20 protein-coding genes are annotated in these 16,449 nt (G+C 64.4%); all 20 read left to right on the top strand.

The genetic code is table 11. The annotated features are described in order from the left end of the window. Window positions 1–2 precede the first annotated feature (2 nt). The 20 genes from mltG (at window position 3) to LGT41_RS14105 (ending at window position 16,374) form a co-directional block, all read left to right on the top strand. Entirely contained in the window at window positions 3–1,121 is a 1,119-nt protein-coding gene (mltG, locus tag LGT41_RS14200; protein ID WP_274127566.1) for an endolytic transglycosylase MltG, read from the top strand. 355 nt (window positions 1,122–1,476) lie between these two features. Next, the gene (locus LGT41_RS14195; protein ID WP_274127565.1) at window positions 1,477–1,821 is read left to right on the top strand and encodes a hypothetical protein; all 345 of its coding nucleotides are present in this window, start codon (window positions 1,477–1,479) and stop codon (window positions 1,819–1,821) included. Continuing rightward, a complete protein-coding gene (locus LGT41_RS14190; protein ID WP_337993016.1) occupies window positions 1,808–3,106 on the top strand; it encodes a DNA-packaging protein in 1,299 nt (432 codons plus the stop codon). The genes LGT41_RS14195 and LGT41_RS14190 overlap by 14 nt, the downstream gene beginning before the upstream one ends. Window positions 3,107–3,140: 34 nt before the next feature. Beyond that, window positions 3,141–4,322 (top strand): phage portal protein, encoded by a 1,182-nt coding sequence (locus tag LGT41_RS14185; protein ID WP_274127564.1) that lies wholly within the window; start codon window positions 3,141–3,143, stop codon window positions 4,320–4,322. Continuing rightward, complete coding sequence (locus tag LGT41_RS14180; RefSeq protein WP_274127563.1) at window positions 4,319–4,573, top strand: GTA head formation protein, RCAP_rcc01685 family; 255 nt, start codon at window positions 4,319–4,321, stop codon at window positions 4,571–4,573. Before LGT41_RS14185 ends, LGT41_RS14180 begins: the two co-directional genes overlap by 4 nt. A 10-nt stretch (window positions 4,574–4,583) precedes the next feature. Further along, a complete protein-coding gene (locus LGT41_RS14175; protein WP_274127562.1) occupies window positions 4,584–5,153 on the top strand; it encodes an HK97 family phage prohead protease in 570 nt (189 codons plus the stop codon). A 46-nt stretch (window positions 5,154–5,199) separates the two neighbouring features. Beyond that, the gene (locus LGT41_RS14170) at window positions 5,200–6,390 is read left to right on the top strand and encodes a phage major capsid protein (RefSeq protein ID WP_274127561.1); all 1,191 of its coding nucleotides are present in this window, start codon (window positions 5,200–5,202) and stop codon (window positions 6,388–6,390) included. Between the two features lie 143 nt (window positions 6,391–6,533). Next, window positions 6,534–6,830 carry a phage fiber-tail adaptor protein gene (locus tag LGT41_RS14165; RefSeq protein ID WP_274127560.1) on the top strand — a complete coding sequence of 99 codons (297 nt, stop codon included), beginning with the start codon at window positions 6,534–6,536 and terminating at the stop codon, window positions 6,828–6,830. Window positions 6,831–6,852: 22 nt separating this feature from the next. After that, window positions 6,853–7,437 carry a head-tail connector protein gene (locus tag LGT41_RS14160; protein ID WP_274127559.1) on the top strand — a complete coding sequence of 195 codons (585 nt, stop codon included), beginning with the start codon at window positions 6,853–6,855 and terminating at the stop codon, window positions 7,435–7,437. Continuing rightward, window positions 7,434–7,772 (top strand): head-tail adaptor protein, encoded by a 339-nt coding sequence (locus LGT41_RS14155; protein ID WP_274127558.1) that lies wholly within the window; start codon window positions 7,434–7,436, stop codon window positions 7,770–7,772. The genes LGT41_RS14160 and LGT41_RS14155 overlap by 4 nt, the downstream gene beginning before the upstream one ends. Next, window positions 7,769–8,185, top strand: coding sequence for a DUF3168 domain-containing protein (locus LGT41_RS14150; protein ID WP_274127557.1), 417 nt, complete (start codon window positions 7,769–7,771; stop codon window positions 8,183–8,185). The genes LGT41_RS14155 and LGT41_RS14150 overlap by 4 nt, the downstream gene beginning before the upstream one ends. A 24-nt stretch (window positions 8,186–8,209) precedes the next feature. After that, window positions 8,210–8,623 carry a phage major tail protein, TP901-1 family gene (locus tag LGT41_RS14145; protein WP_274127556.1) on the top strand — a complete coding sequence of 138 codons (414 nt, stop codon included), beginning with the start codon at window positions 8,210–8,212 and terminating at the stop codon, window positions 8,621–8,623. Further along, window positions 8,620–8,940: a gene transfer agent family protein gene (locus LGT41_RS14140; RefSeq protein WP_274127555.1), complete on the top strand. Its 321-nt coding sequence runs from the start codon at window positions 8,620–8,622 to the stop codon at window positions 8,938–8,940. Before LGT41_RS14145 ends, LGT41_RS14140 begins: the two co-directional genes overlap by 4 nt. Next, complete coding sequence (locus tag LGT41_RS14135) at window positions 8,937–9,134, top strand: rcc01693 family protein (protein ID WP_274127554.1); 198 nt, start codon at window positions 8,937–8,939, stop codon at window positions 9,132–9,134. The genes LGT41_RS14140 and LGT41_RS14135 overlap by 4 nt, the downstream gene beginning before the upstream one ends. Before the next feature lie 14 nt (window positions 9,135–9,148). After that, the gene (locus tag LGT41_RS14130) at window positions 9,149–9,811 is read left to right on the top strand and encodes a phage tail tape measure protein (protein ID WP_274127553.1); all 663 of its coding nucleotides are present in this window, start codon (window positions 9,149–9,151) and stop codon (window positions 9,809–9,811) included. Window positions 9,812–9,822: 11 nt separating this feature from the next. After that, window positions 9,823–10,455, top strand: coding sequence for a DUF2460 domain-containing protein (locus LGT41_RS14125; RefSeq protein ID WP_274127552.1), 633 nt, complete (start codon window positions 9,823–9,825; stop codon window positions 10,453–10,455). Next, the gene (locus LGT41_RS14120; protein WP_274127551.1) at window positions 10,455–11,345 is read left to right on the top strand and encodes a DUF2163 domain-containing protein; all 891 of its coding nucleotides are present in this window, start codon (window positions 10,455–10,457) and stop codon (window positions 11,343–11,345) included. Before LGT41_RS14125 ends, LGT41_RS14120 begins: the two co-directional genes overlap by 1 nt. After that, the gene (locus tag LGT41_RS14115) at window positions 11,335–11,778 is read left to right on the top strand and encodes a C40 family peptidase (RefSeq protein ID WP_274127550.1); all 444 of its coding nucleotides are present in this window, start codon (window positions 11,335–11,337) and stop codon (window positions 11,776–11,778) included. The genes LGT41_RS14120 and LGT41_RS14115 overlap by 11 nt, the downstream gene beginning before the upstream one ends. After that, window positions 11,778–15,665 carry a baseplate multidomain protein megatron gene (locus LGT41_RS14110; protein WP_274127549.1) on the top strand — a complete coding sequence of 1,296 codons (3,888 nt, stop codon included), beginning with the start codon at window positions 11,778–11,780 and terminating at the stop codon, window positions 15,663–15,665. Before LGT41_RS14115 ends, LGT41_RS14110 begins: the two co-directional genes overlap by 1 nt. Further along, the gene (locus tag LGT41_RS14105; protein WP_274127548.1) at window positions 15,658–16,374 is read left to right on the top strand and encodes a DUF2793 domain-containing protein; all 717 of its coding nucleotides are present in this window, start codon (window positions 15,658–15,660) and stop codon (window positions 16,372–16,374) included. The genes LGT41_RS14110 and LGT41_RS14105 overlap by 8 nt, the downstream gene beginning before the upstream one ends. Window positions 16,375–16,449: the final 75 nt, after the last annotated feature.

Below are 16,449 nucleotides of genomic sequence, written 5' to 3'. Positions count from 1 at the left end.
GTATGGGACGCTCGCTGGCCGCCAATGCGCTGCTGATCATCATTGTGGCGCTGGTGGCGCTTGGCCTGACAATCAACTGGGGCAAGGATGCGTTCTATGCCGAGGGGCCGCTGGCCGAGGATGTGGAATTCATCATCGAATCCGGTGAGAGCATCGCCTCGGTCGGGGACAGGTTGCAGGCCGAGGGGATCATCTCCAGCGCGATCGTGTTTCGGATTGGCGCGCGCTATACCGACCGGCGCAGCACCCATAAATTCGGGGCGCATATCATTCCGGCCCGTGCCAGCATGGATGCGGTGCTGGATGTCATCGCATCACCCGCACAGAGCTTTTCCGACTATCGCGTGACCCTTGTGCTGAACGAGGACATGGATGCCCGTGTTGAGCAGCGCCTGGATGGCACCTATGCGCTGGTTGAGGATGAGGTGCAGGCGGCGGGCATTCTGGCGGGGGCGGAAAGCAGCGTGAGCTACCGGCTGTCCCTGCCCGAAGGCGTGACCAGTTTCGAGGCGGTTGAGCGGATGGCGCAGGTGCCCTTCCTGAGCGGGCGCCGCCCGGAATTGCCGCCCGAGGGCAGCCTTGCCCCCGATACCTATGACGTGGCCAAAGGCGCGGACCGCGCCGCACTGGTGGCCGATATGATGGCCGCACAGGCGGCGATTCTGGCGGCGGCCTGGGAGGGGCGCGACCCCGATCTGCCGATTGAGACCCCGGAAGATTTGCTGATTCTGGCCAGTATCGTGGAAAAGGAAACCGGCGTGGCCAGCGAGCGCGGGCAGGTGGCCAGCGTGTTTGTGAACCGTCTGCGCCAGGGAATGCGCCTGCAAACCGACCCGACGGTGATTTATGGCATTACCCTGGGGCGCGAGACCCTGGGCCGTGGGCTGCGGCGCAGCGAGCTGGACCGCGCCACACCCTATAACACCTATGTCATCGATGGACTGCCGCCAACACCCATTGCCAACCCCGGCCGCGCGGCGATTGCCGCCGCCGCCAACCCCGATGAAACGCCCTATATCTTTTTTGTCGCCGATGGCACGGGGGGCCATGCCTTTGCCACGACGCTGGCCGAGCATAACGCCAATGTGGCGCGCTGGCGGGCGATCGAGGCGGGTAACTGATTCGCGGCAGGCGCCGGTTTTTCAGCGCGGCGCGGGCGTGAGGCTGCATCATGAGCTGCCCAGGCCGCGCCGCCTCCGGCAAGCGGTGGGGCCGGTCTTTGACCGGCGCAAACCGCGCGGCAGGGCTTGTTTTTATGGGCGTTCGGCTGTGGTTGCAGGGGTGGGAGCCTCCGGCGGGGATATTTAAGAGCAAAAGATGCGGGCAGAAAGTGATGCAACCTGAAGAATAGTTGTTGACTTTGCGAACGCTCTTAGGTATAGGTTTGGGCAAGCTGGAAGAAATGGGCAGGCGGCATCGTGAAAACGGGGCCGCTTTTTCCGTTTCTGCTCGTGCGGAGCAGACGAAAGCTTATCAATGACAGAAAAACCAAAACGTCGACCTGCCAAGGGGATGCGACGCTTGCGCGATGCGCAGCGTATGTATGAGCGCTGGTCGAAAACATTGACAGCATATCTTGATGCGCTTGACGCAAAAGACCCCGGCGAACTTGGGAATGCCAGAGGCCATCTTACGGCGCTGACAAACCATTACAAGACGCTGGAAAAGCTGTTGGATTTGGAGCGTGATCTTGACGGGCGGATCGAACCAGAACAGGCCAAAGGCGGCGGGGTCACACTTGACCTTGCCGCAGCGCGCGCCGAAATCCTTGAGCGACTTGCTCGTTGGGATGACGGTGGAAGCGCGGATGCGGTTTCTTGACGGATTGAGCCCGAATGCGCTGCTCGCCCTGCCGTGGCTGTTCGAGTTCTGGGCCGTGGCAGGGCACCAGCTGCCCCCGCAGGGGAAATGGAGCAGTTGGGTGATACTGGGCGGGCGCGGCGCGGGGAAAACCCGCGCAGGTGCCGAATGGGTGCGCGCGCAGGTCGAGGGTGCAACCCCGACCGCGCGCGGCACATGCCGGCGCATCGCGCTGGTGGCGGAGACTTTGGAACAGGCGCGTGAGGTGATGGTGTTCGGCGAGAGCGGGCTTTTGGCCTGCTGCCCGCCCGACCGCCGCCCGCAATGGATTGCATCGCGCCAGATACTGCAATGGCCGAATGGGGCCGAAGCGCAGATCTATTCCGCCAATTCACCCGAACGGCTGCGTGGCCCGCAATTCGATGCGGCCTGGTGTGACGAGTTGGCCAAGTGGAAGAAGGGCGTCGAGGCCTGGGATATGCTGAAGCTGGCGCTGCGGCTGGGCGATTATCCGCGCGCCGTGGTGACGACAACGCCGCGCAATCGCCCGGTGCTGACCCAGCTTCTGGCCGCCCCAAGCACGGTGGTGAGCCGGGCGCCGACCTCGGCCAACCGGATGAACCTGGCCAAGGTGTTTTTGGAGGAGGTCAGCGCGCGCTATGCCAATACGCGGCTGGCGCGGCAGGAACTGGAGGGCGAGTTGCTGGTCGATGAGCCGGGCGCCTTGTGGCGGCATGGCGATATTGAAGCCGCCCATGCGGCCCCCGCCTTCAAGCCCGACCGGATTGTCGTGGCGGTTGACCCGCCGGTAACCGGCCATGCGGGCAGTGACGAATGCGGGATTATCGTGGCCGGTGTGCAGATGGACGGGCCACCGCAAACCTGGCGCGGGATTGTGCTGGAGGATGCCAGCATTGAAGGGGCCAGCCCGCAGGCCTGGGCCAAGGCGGCGGTGGAGGCTTTCCATCGTCACAAGGCCGACCGCCTGATTGCCGAAGTGAACCAGGGCGGGGATTTGGTGGAGCAGATGCTGCGCCAGATTGACCCGAGCCTGCCTTACCGCGCGGTGCGCGCCAGCCGGGGCAAGGTGGCCCGGGCCGAGCCTGTGGCCGCGCTGTATGAGCAGGGGCGCATGGTGCATCGGGGGCTGCTTTCCAGGCTCGAAGGGCAGATGGTGCAGATGTGCCAGCAGGGCTTTACCGGGCAGGGCAGCCCGGACCGCGTGGATGCGCTGGTTTGGGCGATCAATGAACTGATCCTTGCGCCAAGCGACAGTTTCCGCTGCGCCCGCGTGCGCAGCCTCTAACGCCGAAATTTCAGAATTAACAGGAGCTTACCCTATGGTATTGCAACTCTTTCGAGGGGCCAAAACCGCTGTGCCGGACGCGCAGAAAGCCTCGGCCGCCGCGCCGCTGATCGCCTTTCAGGGCGGCGGGCGGGTGGCCTGGTCGCCGCGTGATTCCGCCAGCCTGACGCGCAACGGATTCGCCGGGAACCCGGTGGGGTTTCGCTGTGTGAAGCTGATCGCCGAGGCCGCCGCCGCTGTGCCCATCATCGTGCAGGATGCCGAGCGGCGCTATGAGATGCACCCGCTGATGGCGCTGATGCAGCGGCCCAATCCGGGGCAGGGGCTGGCCGAGCTTCTGGAGAATCTTTACGGGCAGCTTTTGCTGACCGGCGATGGCTATCTTGAAGCGGCGATGGATGAAAGCGACGGCACGCCTGCCGAGCTTTATGTGCTGCGTTCCGACCGGATGCAGGTGGTGCCGGGGCCGGATGGCTGGCCGGTCGCCTATGAGTATGCGGTGGGCGCCAAGAAGCACCGGTTTGATTTGCGCGCCGGCTTTGCGCCGGTTCTGCATGTGAAATCCTTCCATCCGCAAAACGACCATTACGGGCTGTCGCCCATGCAGGCGGCGGCAAGCGCGCTGGATGTGCATACGGCGGCGAGCCGCTGGTCGAAGGCATTGCTGGACAATGCGGCGCGGCCCTCGGGGGCGATTGTTTACAAGGGTGCCGACGGGATGGGCGCGCTGGGCAATGAGCAGTATCAGCGGCTGGTGGACGAGCTTGAAACCCACCATCAGGGCGCGCGCAATGCCGGCCGCCCGATGCTGCTGGAAGGCGGGCTGGACTGGAAGCCGATGGGGTTCAGCCCTTCGGATATGGAATTCCAGAAAACCAAGGATTCTGCGGCGCGCGAAATCGCGCTGGCCTTTGGCGTGCCGCCCATGCTGCTGGGCCTGCCCGGTGACAATACCTATGCCAATTACGCCGAAGCCAACCGCGCCTTTTACCGCCTGTCGGTGCTGCCGCTGGTGGGCAAGACGATGGCCGCGCTGAGCGCCTGGCTGGGTGAGGCATTTGGCGACGGGCTGAGCCTGCGCCCCGATCTGGACAATGTGCCCGCCTTGGCCGTGGAGCGCGAAGCGCAATGGCGGCGCGTGGCGGGGGCCGATTTTCTGAGCGCCGCCGAAAAACGCGCCATGCTGGGCCTGCCGCGCGTGGCGGAGGATGAATGAGCGTGGGGCGCAGCCGCAATGGCGGTGGCGGATCCCGCTATTTGTATGAACCGTTTGACGCCGCCACCGCCCGGATCGAGGCCAATGAGCGTGTCATAGAAGAACGCTGGGCGGGGCTGGAGCGGCGGCTGAATGCCATCGAGCTGATGCTGGAACGGCTGGAGCGTCGCCTTTGGTTGGCCGTTTATGGCGTGGCGGCCACGGTCGTTGCCCAGCTTGCCTATGCAATGCTGAACAAACCCCCACTGTAAGGAGTGTTGGATGCCCTATTATGACGGGTTTGACCCCGATTATGAAACCAAGTTCTGCCAGTTCGAAGCGGAAGTATTGGATGAGGAAAGCACGGTAATTACCGGATATGCCTCGGTTTTTGGCCAAAAGGATAATGGCGGAGATGTGGTGCAGACCGGCGCCTTTGCCGCCAGCCTGAAACGGCTTGCCGCCTGTGGCGGCAAGGTCAAGATGCTCTGGCAGCATGACCCGACCCGCCCGATTGGCGTGTGGGATGTGGTGGCCGAGGATGGCCACGGGCTGAAGGTTTCGGGCCGCGTTCTGCCCGATGTGCAGGCCGGGCGCGAGGCGCTGGCGCTACTCAAGGCCGGCGCGGTCGATGGGCTTTCCATTGGCTATCGGACCATCCGCAGCGAAAAAGCCGGTAAAAACAGCCGTTTGCTGCACGAGATTGAGTTGTGGGAAGTGTCGCTTGTGACCTTCCCCATGCTGGCACAGGCCCGCGTGCGTGCCACCGATGGCGGTGGTGCGGATGAGGACGCGGCGCTGGCCGAAACCCTTGCAAGCACCTTTCGTGCCGCACGGGACATGCTGGCGTGAGCCGACGCGCCGAGACCCTGAACCCCCAACAAAACAGGACAATGTGATGCAAAAGCAAAGCCCCACATCGCGCGCCAAGGCTGTGGCCAAAGCGGGCGAAACCAAATCTGCCTTGGGCGGATTTCTGAACGAATTCAATGCGTTTCAGGATGAACTTAAAACACGTCTCAAAGAACAGGAAAACCGTTTGAACATGATTGACCGTAAAAGCCAGATGACCGCGACCCGCCCCGTTCTGTCAAGCCGCACAGAGACCGACCTGCCGCATAAAAAGGCCTTCTCCGCCTATCTGCGCCACGGTGATGACGATGCGTTGCGCGGGCTGATCGCCGAAGAAAAAGCCATGTCGACCGCCGTTTCCGGCGATGGCGGCTATCTGGTCGACCCGCAGACGGCTGAACGTGTCGCCTCGGTTCTGCTGGGGGCGGGTTCGCTGCGCAGTGTCGCCAATGTGGTGAATGTGGAAGCCACCGCCTATGATGTGCTGGTTGACCATTCCGACCTGGGTGCCGGTTGGGCCGATGAAACCACCACCAGCACCGAAACCGGCACGCCGCAGTTCGAACGTGTGAGCATTCCGCTGCACGAGCTTTCGGCCCTGCCCAAGGCCAGCCAGCGCCTGCTTGATGATTCTGCCTTTGATGTTGAAGGCTGGCTTGCGGGCCGGATTGCCGACAAGTTTGCCCGCGCCGAGGGTGCGGCCTTTATTACCGGCGACGGTGTGGACAAGCCCAGGGGCTTTCTGACCCACACGATGACCGAGAATGACAGCTGGATCTGGGGCCGTATCGGCTATGTCGCCACGGGTGCGATTGGCGATTTCGATGCGAGCAACCCGGCGGATGCGATTGTCGATCTGGTTTATGCGCTGGGCGCACGTTACCGCGCCAATGCGAATTTCGTGATGAATTCCAAGACCGCGGGCGCTGTGCGCAAGATGAAGGATGCCGATGGCCGCTTCTTGTGGAGCGATGGTCTGGCGGCGGGCGAGCCTGCCCGGCTGATGGGCTACCCGGTGCTGATTGCCGAGGATATGCCCGACATCATGCCAAATGCCGCCGCCATTGCCTTTGGCGATTTCACCGCCGGTTACACGGTTGCCGAACGCCCCGATCTGCGCATTCTGCGTGACCCGTTCAGCGCCAAACCCAATGTGCTGTTCTATGCCACCAAACGCGTGGGCGGCGATGTTTCGGATTTCGCGGCCATCAAGGTGCTGCGCTTCGGAACCGCCTGATCTGGCACGGCCAGGTCAGGTGCAGTGCCGCGCCTGACAGGCGCGGCACGCCACCCCCGCGCATCCGGCGGTTTTGCATTGCCTCCGCGCGAGCCCCGCGCGGGGGTGGTTTTTGGGATTTTAGCGATTGGACCACAGCAGGCATGAATGCGATTGCGCAGAAATCCCCCGAATCTGAGTTGGATATTGTGATTGACTGGCGGCAGGCCCGGCTTGTGAAGGGCGAGGAACCGGCCGGCGAAATAGGCTGGTATCTTGCCGCGCAACGCGAAGGCGACACGGCGCTGGACCTTGTCGCGCACGGGCTTTCGGGCTGGATTTCGCGCGCCACGCTAACGGGCGGCGCGCCGGGGGCCAGCTACCTTGTCAGCGCGGCGATTGCCACAAGCGAAGGCCGCGTCGCCATGCGGGTTTTACTGGTGCAGATGCGCGCCCGATAGGCGGAACATTCAGGAGAGAGATATGAGTTTGACGGAAATTGCCCCGCCCGATGCGGCGCGGCTGCCGATTGCGGATTTGCGCGATTTTTTGCGCCTTGGCCGCGGTTTTGGCGATGACGAGGCCCAGGACCCTCTGCTGGACACCTGCCTGCGGGGGGCGATGGCGGCGATCGAAGCGCGGCTTTCGCTTGGCCTGCTGAGCCGCGATTACCTGTGGGTGTTGCACTATTGGCGCAGCCAGGAGCCGCTTGTGCTGCCACGCGCGCCCTTGCGCGCGGTTGCAGCCTTCCGGCTGGTGGCGGTAAGTGGCGCGGTCAGCCTGGTGGAGGCCGGGCGCTACCGCTGGGGCACCGATGAGCGCGGCGCGTTTCTGGCCATGAATTCGGGCACAATGCCGCATCTGGCAACAGGAGCGCATGGCGAGCTGGAATTTACAGCGGGCTTTGGCGACTGGGCGGATATTCCGGCCGATCTGCAACAGGCCTGGCTGCGGCTGGCGGCGCAGTTTTACGAGCATCGGCACGGGGGCGAAAAACCGGGCCTGCCCTTGGCGGTGCTGGCGCTGATCGAGCCCTATCTGCCCCGCCGCATGGGGGCGCGCCGATGAGCCGGGATTATTTGCTGAACCGCCCGATGGTGCTGCAGGACCGCGTGCAAACCCCCGATGGGATGGGCGGGCAGCGGCTGGACTGGCAGGTGCTTGGCACGCATTGGTGCGAGCTGCGCAGCCGCGCGGTGAGCCTGCGGCTGCTGGGCGGCTATGCGCAAAGCAAGGGTGCGGCGCGGATATTTCTGCGGGCTGTGGCGGTGGATGCGCCCTCACGCCCCAAAGCCGGGCAGCGCTTTGTGAATGCGGGCCGGGTTTTTGGCATTGTCGCGGTGAGCGAAGCCGATGCCGAGGGCCGCTATCTGGAATGCCAGGTCGAGGAGGTGCAGGGATGAGCTATTTTTCCGCAGCCCCGTTGCAAGAGGCGGTGTTTGGCGCGCTTCAGGGCGATGCCGGGCTGGCCGCGCTGATCGGCGGGCGGGTTTATGATGCCCCGCCCGAAGCACTGGAGGCCAGCGCCACGCCCTATGTGCTGATCGGCGATGAGCAGGTGCGCGACCGGTCGTCATCGACCCATTCCGCCGCCCGGCACGATCTGGTGGTAAGCATCTATTCCGACGCTGCGGGCTTTGCCGATGCCAAGGCCGTGGCGGGCGCGGTTTGCGCGGCGCTGGATGGTGCCGACCTTGCGCTTGCCGCCGGGCATTTGGTGCAGTTGCAGTTTTTCCGGGCCCGGACCGGGCGCAAACCCGCGCCGGGCGGGCGCAGCATAGATTTGACTTTCCGCGCGCTTGTGCAAAGCGCCTGACCCTAACGCAGAAGGATTTCCGATATGACAGCCCAAAAAGGCAAGGATCTGCTGATCAAGATCGACATGACCGGCACTGGTGACTACACGACATTGGGCGGGCTGCGCGCGCAGCGCATCGCCTTCAATGCGCAAACGGTCGATGTGAGCAATATCGAAAGCAGCGGCGGCTGGCGCGAGCTTTTGGGCGGGGCGGGGATGCGGCAGGCCACGCTTTCCGGCTCGGGCGTGTTTCTGGACAGCGACGCCGATGCCCGCGCGCGGCAGGTGTTTTTTGACGGCGAAGTGCCGGATTTCCAGATCATCATTCCGGATTTCGGCACGATCACCGGGCCGTTCCAGATAACCTCGCTTGAATATGCAGGCCAGCATGATGCGGAAGCCACCTATGAGATGGCGCTGGCCTCGGCGGGTGCGCTGGCCTGGGTGGCGGCATGAGCGTGAACCGGTTTCGTGGCGAAGTGGCGCTGAAGCTGGACGGCGTGGCGCGCGTGATGCGGCTGAACCTGGCGGCTTTGGCCGGGCTGGAGGCCGATTTGGGGGCCGACAGCCTTGTGGCGCTGGTCGAGCGCTTCGAGGGCGGGCGCTTCAAGGCCGCCGATGTGATTGCGCTGCTGCTGGCCGGGCTTGAGGGCGGCGGTGCGCCGATGACGCGTGAGGCGCTGATGGCGGCCAGCATCGAGGGCGGGCCGCTGGGCGCTGCGCGCGCTGCGGCCGAGTTGCTGCGCGTGACATTTTCGACCGAGGCTGCATGAGCAAAATCGACTGGCCCGCGCTGATGCGCCTGGGGCTTGTCGGGCTGCGGCTGACACCCGATGCCTTTTGGGCGCTGACCCCGGCCGAGCTGAGCCTGATGGCCGAAGCCCTTGGCCCGGCCGAGCGTGGGTTGAGCCGCGCCGGGCTGCGCGCGCTGATGCAGGCCCATCCGGATGCGGTGAAACCAGATTAGTTTAAGGATAAACCATGCCAGAAATCGAAACGGATCTGGAGCAGCTGGATGCGCTGCTTGGCGATCTGCAAACCAGCATCGGCGGCACGCAATCGGCCACGCTGGCCTTTCAGCGCGAAATGGCGGGGATGAATGCCAGCCTTGAGGCGGCGGTGCAAACCACGGCGGGGCTGTCGCGTTCCATCTCCAACCAGCTTGGCACGGCTTTTGATGCGCTGATCTTTGACGGCGCGAAACTGTCGGATGTGCTGCTGAACGTGGCGCGGGGCGTGTCCAACACCGCCTATAGCCAGGCGATGAAGCCGCTGACCGACGGGCTGGGCAGCCTGCTTGGCAACGGAATTACCAACCTTATCAGCGGGATAATGCCGTTCGCGCAGGGCGGTGTGATGACCAGCGGACGGGTGAGCGCCTTTGCCAGTGGCGGCATTGTGGAGGGGGCGACGACCTTTCCGATGCGCGGCGGCACCGGGCTGATGGGCGAGGCCGGGCCCGAGGCGATTATGCCGCTGGCGCGCGGCGCTGACGGGCGGCTTGGCGTGCGCGGCGGCGGCGGCAGCCAGGTGAATGTGACCATGAACATCACCACGCCGGACGCGCCGAGTTTTGCCCGCTCGCGCAGCCAGATCGCCGCGCAAATGAGCCGCGCGCTGCAACGCGGCGCACGCAATCTGTAAAGGGGGATGGCATGAATTTTCACGATATTCGCTTTCCGGCCAGCCTGTCTTTCGGGGCGCTGGGCGGGCCGGAGCGCCGCACCGAAATTGTGACGCTGGCCAACGGGTTTGAAGAGCGCAACAGCCCCTGGGCGCAATCGCGGCGGCGCTATGATGCCGGGCTCGGGATGCGCTCGCTCGACGATCTGGCCGAGGCTGTGGCGTTTTTCGAGGCGCGACAGGGCCAGCTTTACGGGTTTCGCTGGAAAGACTGGACGGATTACAAAAGCTGCGCCCCTTCCGAACGCCCCGGCCCGTATGACCAGTTGATCGCCACGGGCGATGACGTGCGCACGGTTTTTGAACTGGTTAAGCTCTATACCTCTGGCGGGCATAGCCATAGGCGGCGGATATCCAAGCCGATTGCGCCCAGTGTTTCCATAGCCCTGGATGGTGATGAACTGGTCGAGGGCGAGGGATTCAGCGTGGATTATGCCACGGGTCTGGTCAGCTTTCCGGATGCACCGCCCTTGGGGGCGCCGATTACCGCAGGCTTTGAATTTGACGTGCCCGTGCGCTTTGACACCGACCGGATAGCGGTGAGCTATGCCGGGTTCGAAGCGGGCGAAATTCCGGCGATTCCGGTGGTGGAGGTGCGGGTTTAATGCGCGAATTTTCACAAGAACTGGCGGCGGAACTGGCCAGCGGGGCCAGCCATTTCTGCCGTTGCTGGCTGGTGGTGCGCGCCGATGGGCAACGCATGGGCTTTACCGACCATGACCGCGATCTGCGTTTTGATGGCGATACCTATCTGGCCGAAACCGGGCTGACGGGCAGCGCCGTTGAAACCGCAACCGGGCTTGCCGTGGATAATGCGCAGGCCTTTGGCGCGCTTTCGGCGGCGGGCTTGCGCGAGGAAGACATTCTGGCGGGCCGCTATGATCGGGCCGAGGTAAGGCTGTATCTGGTCGACTGGCAGGTGCCGGAAAACCGGATTTTGCAGTTTCGTGGCCGGCTTGGCGAGATCGAGCGCGGGGCCGTGGCCTTTGAGGCGGAGCTGCGCGGGCTGGCCGATGATCTGAACCAGAAAATGGGCCGCGCCTATGTGCCGAATTGCGATGCCAGCCTTGGCGATACGCGCTGCGGAGTGGCGCTGGAAGCACCCTATGTGCTGGCGCGTGCGCTAATCCGCCAGGACGGGGCGCGCCGGCTGATTGTGGCGGCAACGGGCCTTGAGCCGGGCTGGTTTTCGCGCGGCTATGCAGAATGGCAGAGCGGAAAACTTGCCGGGCTGCGCAGCCTGATCCGCGATGACAGCCCGCATGAGGATGGCCATGTGCTGGAGCTGTGGGACGATGCCACGCTGACGCCTGCACCGGGCGATGCGCTGCGGCTGATTGCCGGCTGCGACAAACGGGCCGAGACCTGCCGAACAAAATTCGCCAACCTGCTGAATTTCAGGGGGTTTCCGCATATTCCGGGCGAAGACTGGGTGACAGCCGTGCCGGATGACAAAACCGTGCATGACGGCGGAAAGCTGCTGAATGGGCGCTGAAACCGGCCGCGCGGCGGCAGAGATTGCGCGGGGCTGGCTGGGCACCCCCTATCAGCACCAGGCCAGTTGCAAGGGCGCGGGGGCCGATTGTTTGGGCCTGTTGCGCGGCGTGTGGCGTGCGCTTTACGGGGGCGAACCGATGGCGCTGCCCGCCTATACCCCCGATTGGGGCGAATGCGATGGGCGCGAGGCGTTGCTGGACGGAGCGCGCAAGTTGCTGTTGCCCGCCGGGCCGGAATTGCAAACCGGCGATGTGCTGGTGCTGCGGATGCGCAGCAACGGGCCGGCCAAGCATTTGGCGATTCTTGGCCAAAGCGCCCCGTGCAGCCTGATCCACGCCTATAGCGGGCGGGGGGTTGTTGAATCATCACTCACGCCGGCCTGGGCGCGGCGCATTGCCGGGCATTTCCGGTTTCCCGACAGGAGCGAATAATGGCGACGATATTACTTTCGGCGGTTGGCGCCTCGGTTGGGGCAAGCCTTGGCGGCTCGGTTCTTGGCATTTCGGCGGCGGTGATTGGCCGTGCGGCGGGCGGTGTGGCGGGCAAGCTGATCGACAACCGCCTGCTGGGCACGGGCGCAAAAGCCGTGGAAAGCGGGCGTGTCGAGCAGCTGCGCATCATGGGCTCGGGCGAGGGGCAGAGCATGGCGCGCATTTTCGGGCGCGTGCGTGTTGCCGGCCATGTGATCTGGTCGAGCCGGTTTTACGAGCATGTCGCGACAAGCGGCAGCGGCAAGGGCATGGCGGTTGGCCCGACGCGGCGCGATTACAGCTATTCGATCAGCCTTGCCGTGGCCTTGTGCGAGGGCGAGGTTTCGCGCATTGGCCGCATTTGGGCCGATGGCAACTTGCTGGATACAAGTGGCATGTCGTGGCGCCTGCACAAGGGCGGCGAAAGCCAGATGCCGGACCCGGCGATCGAGGCGGTGGAAGGTGCGGGGCTGGCGCCTGCCTACCGTGGCACCGCCTATGTTGTGTTTGAAGATCTGGACCTGACACAGTTTGGCAACCGGATTCCGCAGTTCAATTTTGAAGTGATGCGCGCGACAAAATCCGATACCCCGGCGCCGCGCGACCTGATCGAGGCGGTCGCGCTGATCCCCGGCACGGGGGAATATGCGCTGGCCACCGAGCCGGTGTATTTTGAGGAAAGCCGTGGCACGAGCCGCAGCGCCAACAGCAATGGCGACACGGGCGATGTGGATTTTACCGCCTCGCTGGAGCAGATGGCGGGGGAGCTGCCCAATGTGGGCGCAACCTCGCTTGTCGTGAGCTGGTTCGGCAATGATCTGCGCTGCGATACATGCGAGATTTACCCGGCGGTTGAGCAAAACGCGGTGGATGGCACACCGATGCCCTGGCGGGTGAACGGGATGGACCGTGCCGCTGCGCGGCTGATCAGCCAGACTGACGGGCGGCCGAATTATGGCGGCACGCCGAGTGATACTTCGGTGCTGCAGGCGATTGCCGCGCTGAAAGATGCGGGCAAGGCGGTAACATTTTACCCCTTCGTGCTGATGGACATTGCCCCCGGCAACACGCTGACCGACCCTTATAGCGGCACGGCGGGCCAGCCGGTATTTCCGTGGCGCGGGCGGATCACGACCTCGCTGGCCGCGGGGCAGGCAGGCAGCCCGCAGATGAACGCGCAGGCCGCCGATGAGGTTGCGGCGTTTTTCGGCACCGCGCAGGCGGGTGATTTTACGGTGAGCAACGGGCAGGTAAGCTATTCCGGCCCGGCGGAATTTTCCTATCGGCGCTTCATTCTGCACTATGCGCATCTATGCGCGGCGGCGGGCGGTGTGGATGCGTTCTTGATTGGCAGCGAATTGCGCGGGCTGACGCGGATTCGCGCCGGGCAGAACGACTTTCCGGCTGTTGATGCGCTGCGCGTGCTGGCGGCCGATGTGCGCGCCATTCTGGGGGCGGGGGTGAAAATTTCCTATGCCGCCGACTGGTCGGAATATGGCGCCTATGCGGCGGGCGATGGCGATGTGCTGTTTCATCTGGACCCGCTTTGGGCGGATGACACGATCGACTTCATCGGCATCGACAATTACCTGCCGCTTTCGGACTGGCGCGACGCGGATGGCCATGCAGATGCGCAGGCGGGTTCGATTTATGCGCTGGATTATTTGCAGGGCAATATCGAGGGCGGCGAGTATTTCGACTGGTATTACGCCAATGACGAGGCGCGCAAACTGCAACGGCGCCGCCCGATTGAAGACGGCGCCTATGGTGAGCCGTGGATTTACCGCGCCAAGGATATTCGCAGCTGGTGGCGCCTGCCGCATTCCAACCGCCTGAACGGCGTGCGCCAAAGCGGCTATACCGACTGGGTGCCGCAATCCAAGCCGATCTGGTTTACGGAGCTTGGCTGCGCGGCGATTGACAAGGGCACCAACCAGCCGAATGTGTTTTATGATGCGAAATCGTCGGAATCGGCGGTGCCGTATTTTTCATCCGGCGCCCCGGATGACGCGATTCAGGCGGCCTATATTCAGGCGATGCTGGGCTATTGGGGCGATGCGGCGAACAACCCGCAAAGCCCGCATTATGAGGGCCGGATGCTGGACATGGGCCGCGCGCATTTATGGGCCTGGGACACGCGGCCCTGGCCGGCCTTTCCGGCGCGGCAAAGCCTGTGGTCGGATGCCGAAAACCATGCGCGCGGGCATTGGCTAAACGGGCGTGTCGGGCAGGTATCGCTGGCCGGTGTCGTGGCCGAGATCTGCGCCTATGCCGGGCTGTCGGCGGTGGATATATCGGCGCTTCATGGCGCGGTGCAGGGGTATATTTTGCAGGGCGATGAAAGCGCGCGGCAGGCCTTGCAGCCGCTGATGCTGGCCTATGGCTTTGATGCGATTGAACGCGCGGGCGGCTTTGCCTTTGCCACCCGCGACGGGCGCGCCTTGCTGACGCTGGAAGCCGAAGGCATGGCACTGGGCGAGGATACCCCGAGCCCGGTGCAGTTTCAGCGTGGCGAGGATGCGCCGGCACGTGTGCGGATCAGCTTTTTCGAGGGGGATAATGCCTATCAATCGGGCGCGGCCGAGGCGGCGCGCCCCGATGCGCAGAGCCCGGAGGTAAGCCATTCGGGGCTGGGGCTTGTGCTGGGCATGGGCCAGGCGCAAGCCATTGCCGAACGCTGGCTGAACGAGGCACGCGTGGCGCGCGATGCGGTGCAGTTTGCGCTGCCGCCATCGCAATTGGCGCTGGATGCGGGCGATGTGGTGCGGTTGCGCCATAGCGGCGAAACGGCCGCCTATCGCATTGATCGCATTGAAGATATGGGCGAACGGCGGATGAGCGCGGTGCGGGTTGAGCCCGGTGTTTACAAGGCTGCGCCTATGACGCTGCGCCGACATGAGCGGGGCGGGATCAGCACGGCGGGGCCGGTTTACGGGATGCTGCTGGACCTGCCGCTTCTGGCCGAAAGCGATGTGCCGCACGCGCCCTATATGGGGGTTGCCGCCGCGCCCTGGCCGGGCGCTGTTTCGGTGCTGAGTGCGGCAGCCAGCAGCGGGTTTGAACTGGTCGGCACGCTGACACGCAGCATGGTGCTGGGTAAAACGCAACAGGACTTGCCCGCCGCCATGCCGGGGCGCTGGCAGCGTGGCGCGGGGCTGGAGGTGAAGCTCGACCTGGGCCAGTTGCAAAGCCGCGCGCCGCTTGATGTGCTGGGCGGGGCAAATGCGGCGGCGTTGCGGCTGGGGGATGCGTGGGAGATCATCCAGTTTGAAACGGCTGAATTGATTGCCCCGCTGACCTATAGGCTGGATGGGCTGCTGCGCGGCCAGCGCGGGACCGATGCGCTGATGCCGGAGATAGTGCCGGCAGGGGCCGATTTTGTGCTGCTGGATGGCGCGCAAGCGCAGCCTGACTTCAGCCTCGGCCAGATTGGCGCTGCGCGGCAGTATCGCATTGGCCCGGCCAACCGCCCCTATGACGATATGCGCTACCATGCATTTGAGGCCACGCATGAAGGTGCCGGCTTGCGCCCCTATGCGCCGGTGCATTTGCGCGCCAGCAAGCAGGGAAGCGATTTGGTGCTGAGCTGGATCCGGCGGGGCCGGCTTGACAATGACAGCTGGCTTGCGGGCGATATTCCGCTGGGCGAGGAGGCGGAGGCCTATCGTCTGCGGATTTTCGTGGGCGGTGAACTGCGGCGCGACGTGGCGCTGAGCAGCCCCGCCTTTACCTATAGTGCGGCGGCGATGGCCGCCGATGGCGCAACCCCAAGCTTTGAATTTGAAATTGCCCAACTTTCCGCCAGCATCGGCGCGGGCCTTGTTGCAAGGAAAACTGTGTATGTCTGAAAGCTATAACCTGAACCTGCCGCTGATCGTGCCGGGGCAGGCGCAAAAGCATGTGACCGTGAACGAGGCTTTGGCGCGGCTGGATGCACTGGCGCAGTTGCGGCTGGTGGCGCTTGGGGTGAACACACCGCCCGCCAGCGCCGTTGACGGGGCGGCATATGGGCTGGGGGCCGCGCCAAGCGGCGCCTGGGCCGGGCAGGCGGGGCAGATCGCCATTGCCAGCAATGGCGGCTGGAGCTTCGTTGCCCCGCGCCTTGGCTGGGTGGCCTGGGATGAGGCCAGCAAAGGCCGCGCGGTGTTCGATGGGGCAGCCTGGGTTGCCGATGCGCAGAGCCTGCAAGCAAGCGGGGCGGCGACGCTGGGGCAGATTGCCGAGGTGAGCCATGTGATCGGCGCCGGTGCGACCAGCACGACAGCAGCAATCATCCCGCAGAACGCGGTGGTGATTGGCGTGACCGGGCGGGTGACTTCGGCCATTACGGGCGCCGGGCTGACCGGCTGGCGGCTGGGTGTTGCGGGCGCCGATAACCGCTATGGTGCCGGGCTTGGCCTGGGGTTGAACGCCTATGCTTTGGGGGTAACCGGCCAGCCACAAGCCTATTATGCGCCCACGCCGCTGGTGCTGAGCGGCGAGGGTGGCAGCCTTGCGGGCGGCGAGGTTTTGCTGGCGGTGCATTACATGGCGCTGCAGGTGCCGCGTGCGGTGTAACGAACTGTTTGCCAACAGGTGGTTGACGCGGGGCAGATTTGCTATGATTTAGGGTGAAACGCCGAAAGCGGAGCC

The sequence above is a fragment of the Abyssibius alkaniclasticus genome, from assembly GCF_020447305.1.
In the GTDB taxonomy this organism is placed as follows: domain Bacteria; phylum Pseudomonadota; class Alphaproteobacteria; order Rhodobacterales; family Rhodobacteraceae; genus Abyssibius; species Abyssibius alkaniclasticus.
The sequence above is the reverse complement of the archived record's forward strand: the minus strand, read 5'-3'. Positions and strand labels throughout refer to the sequence as shown.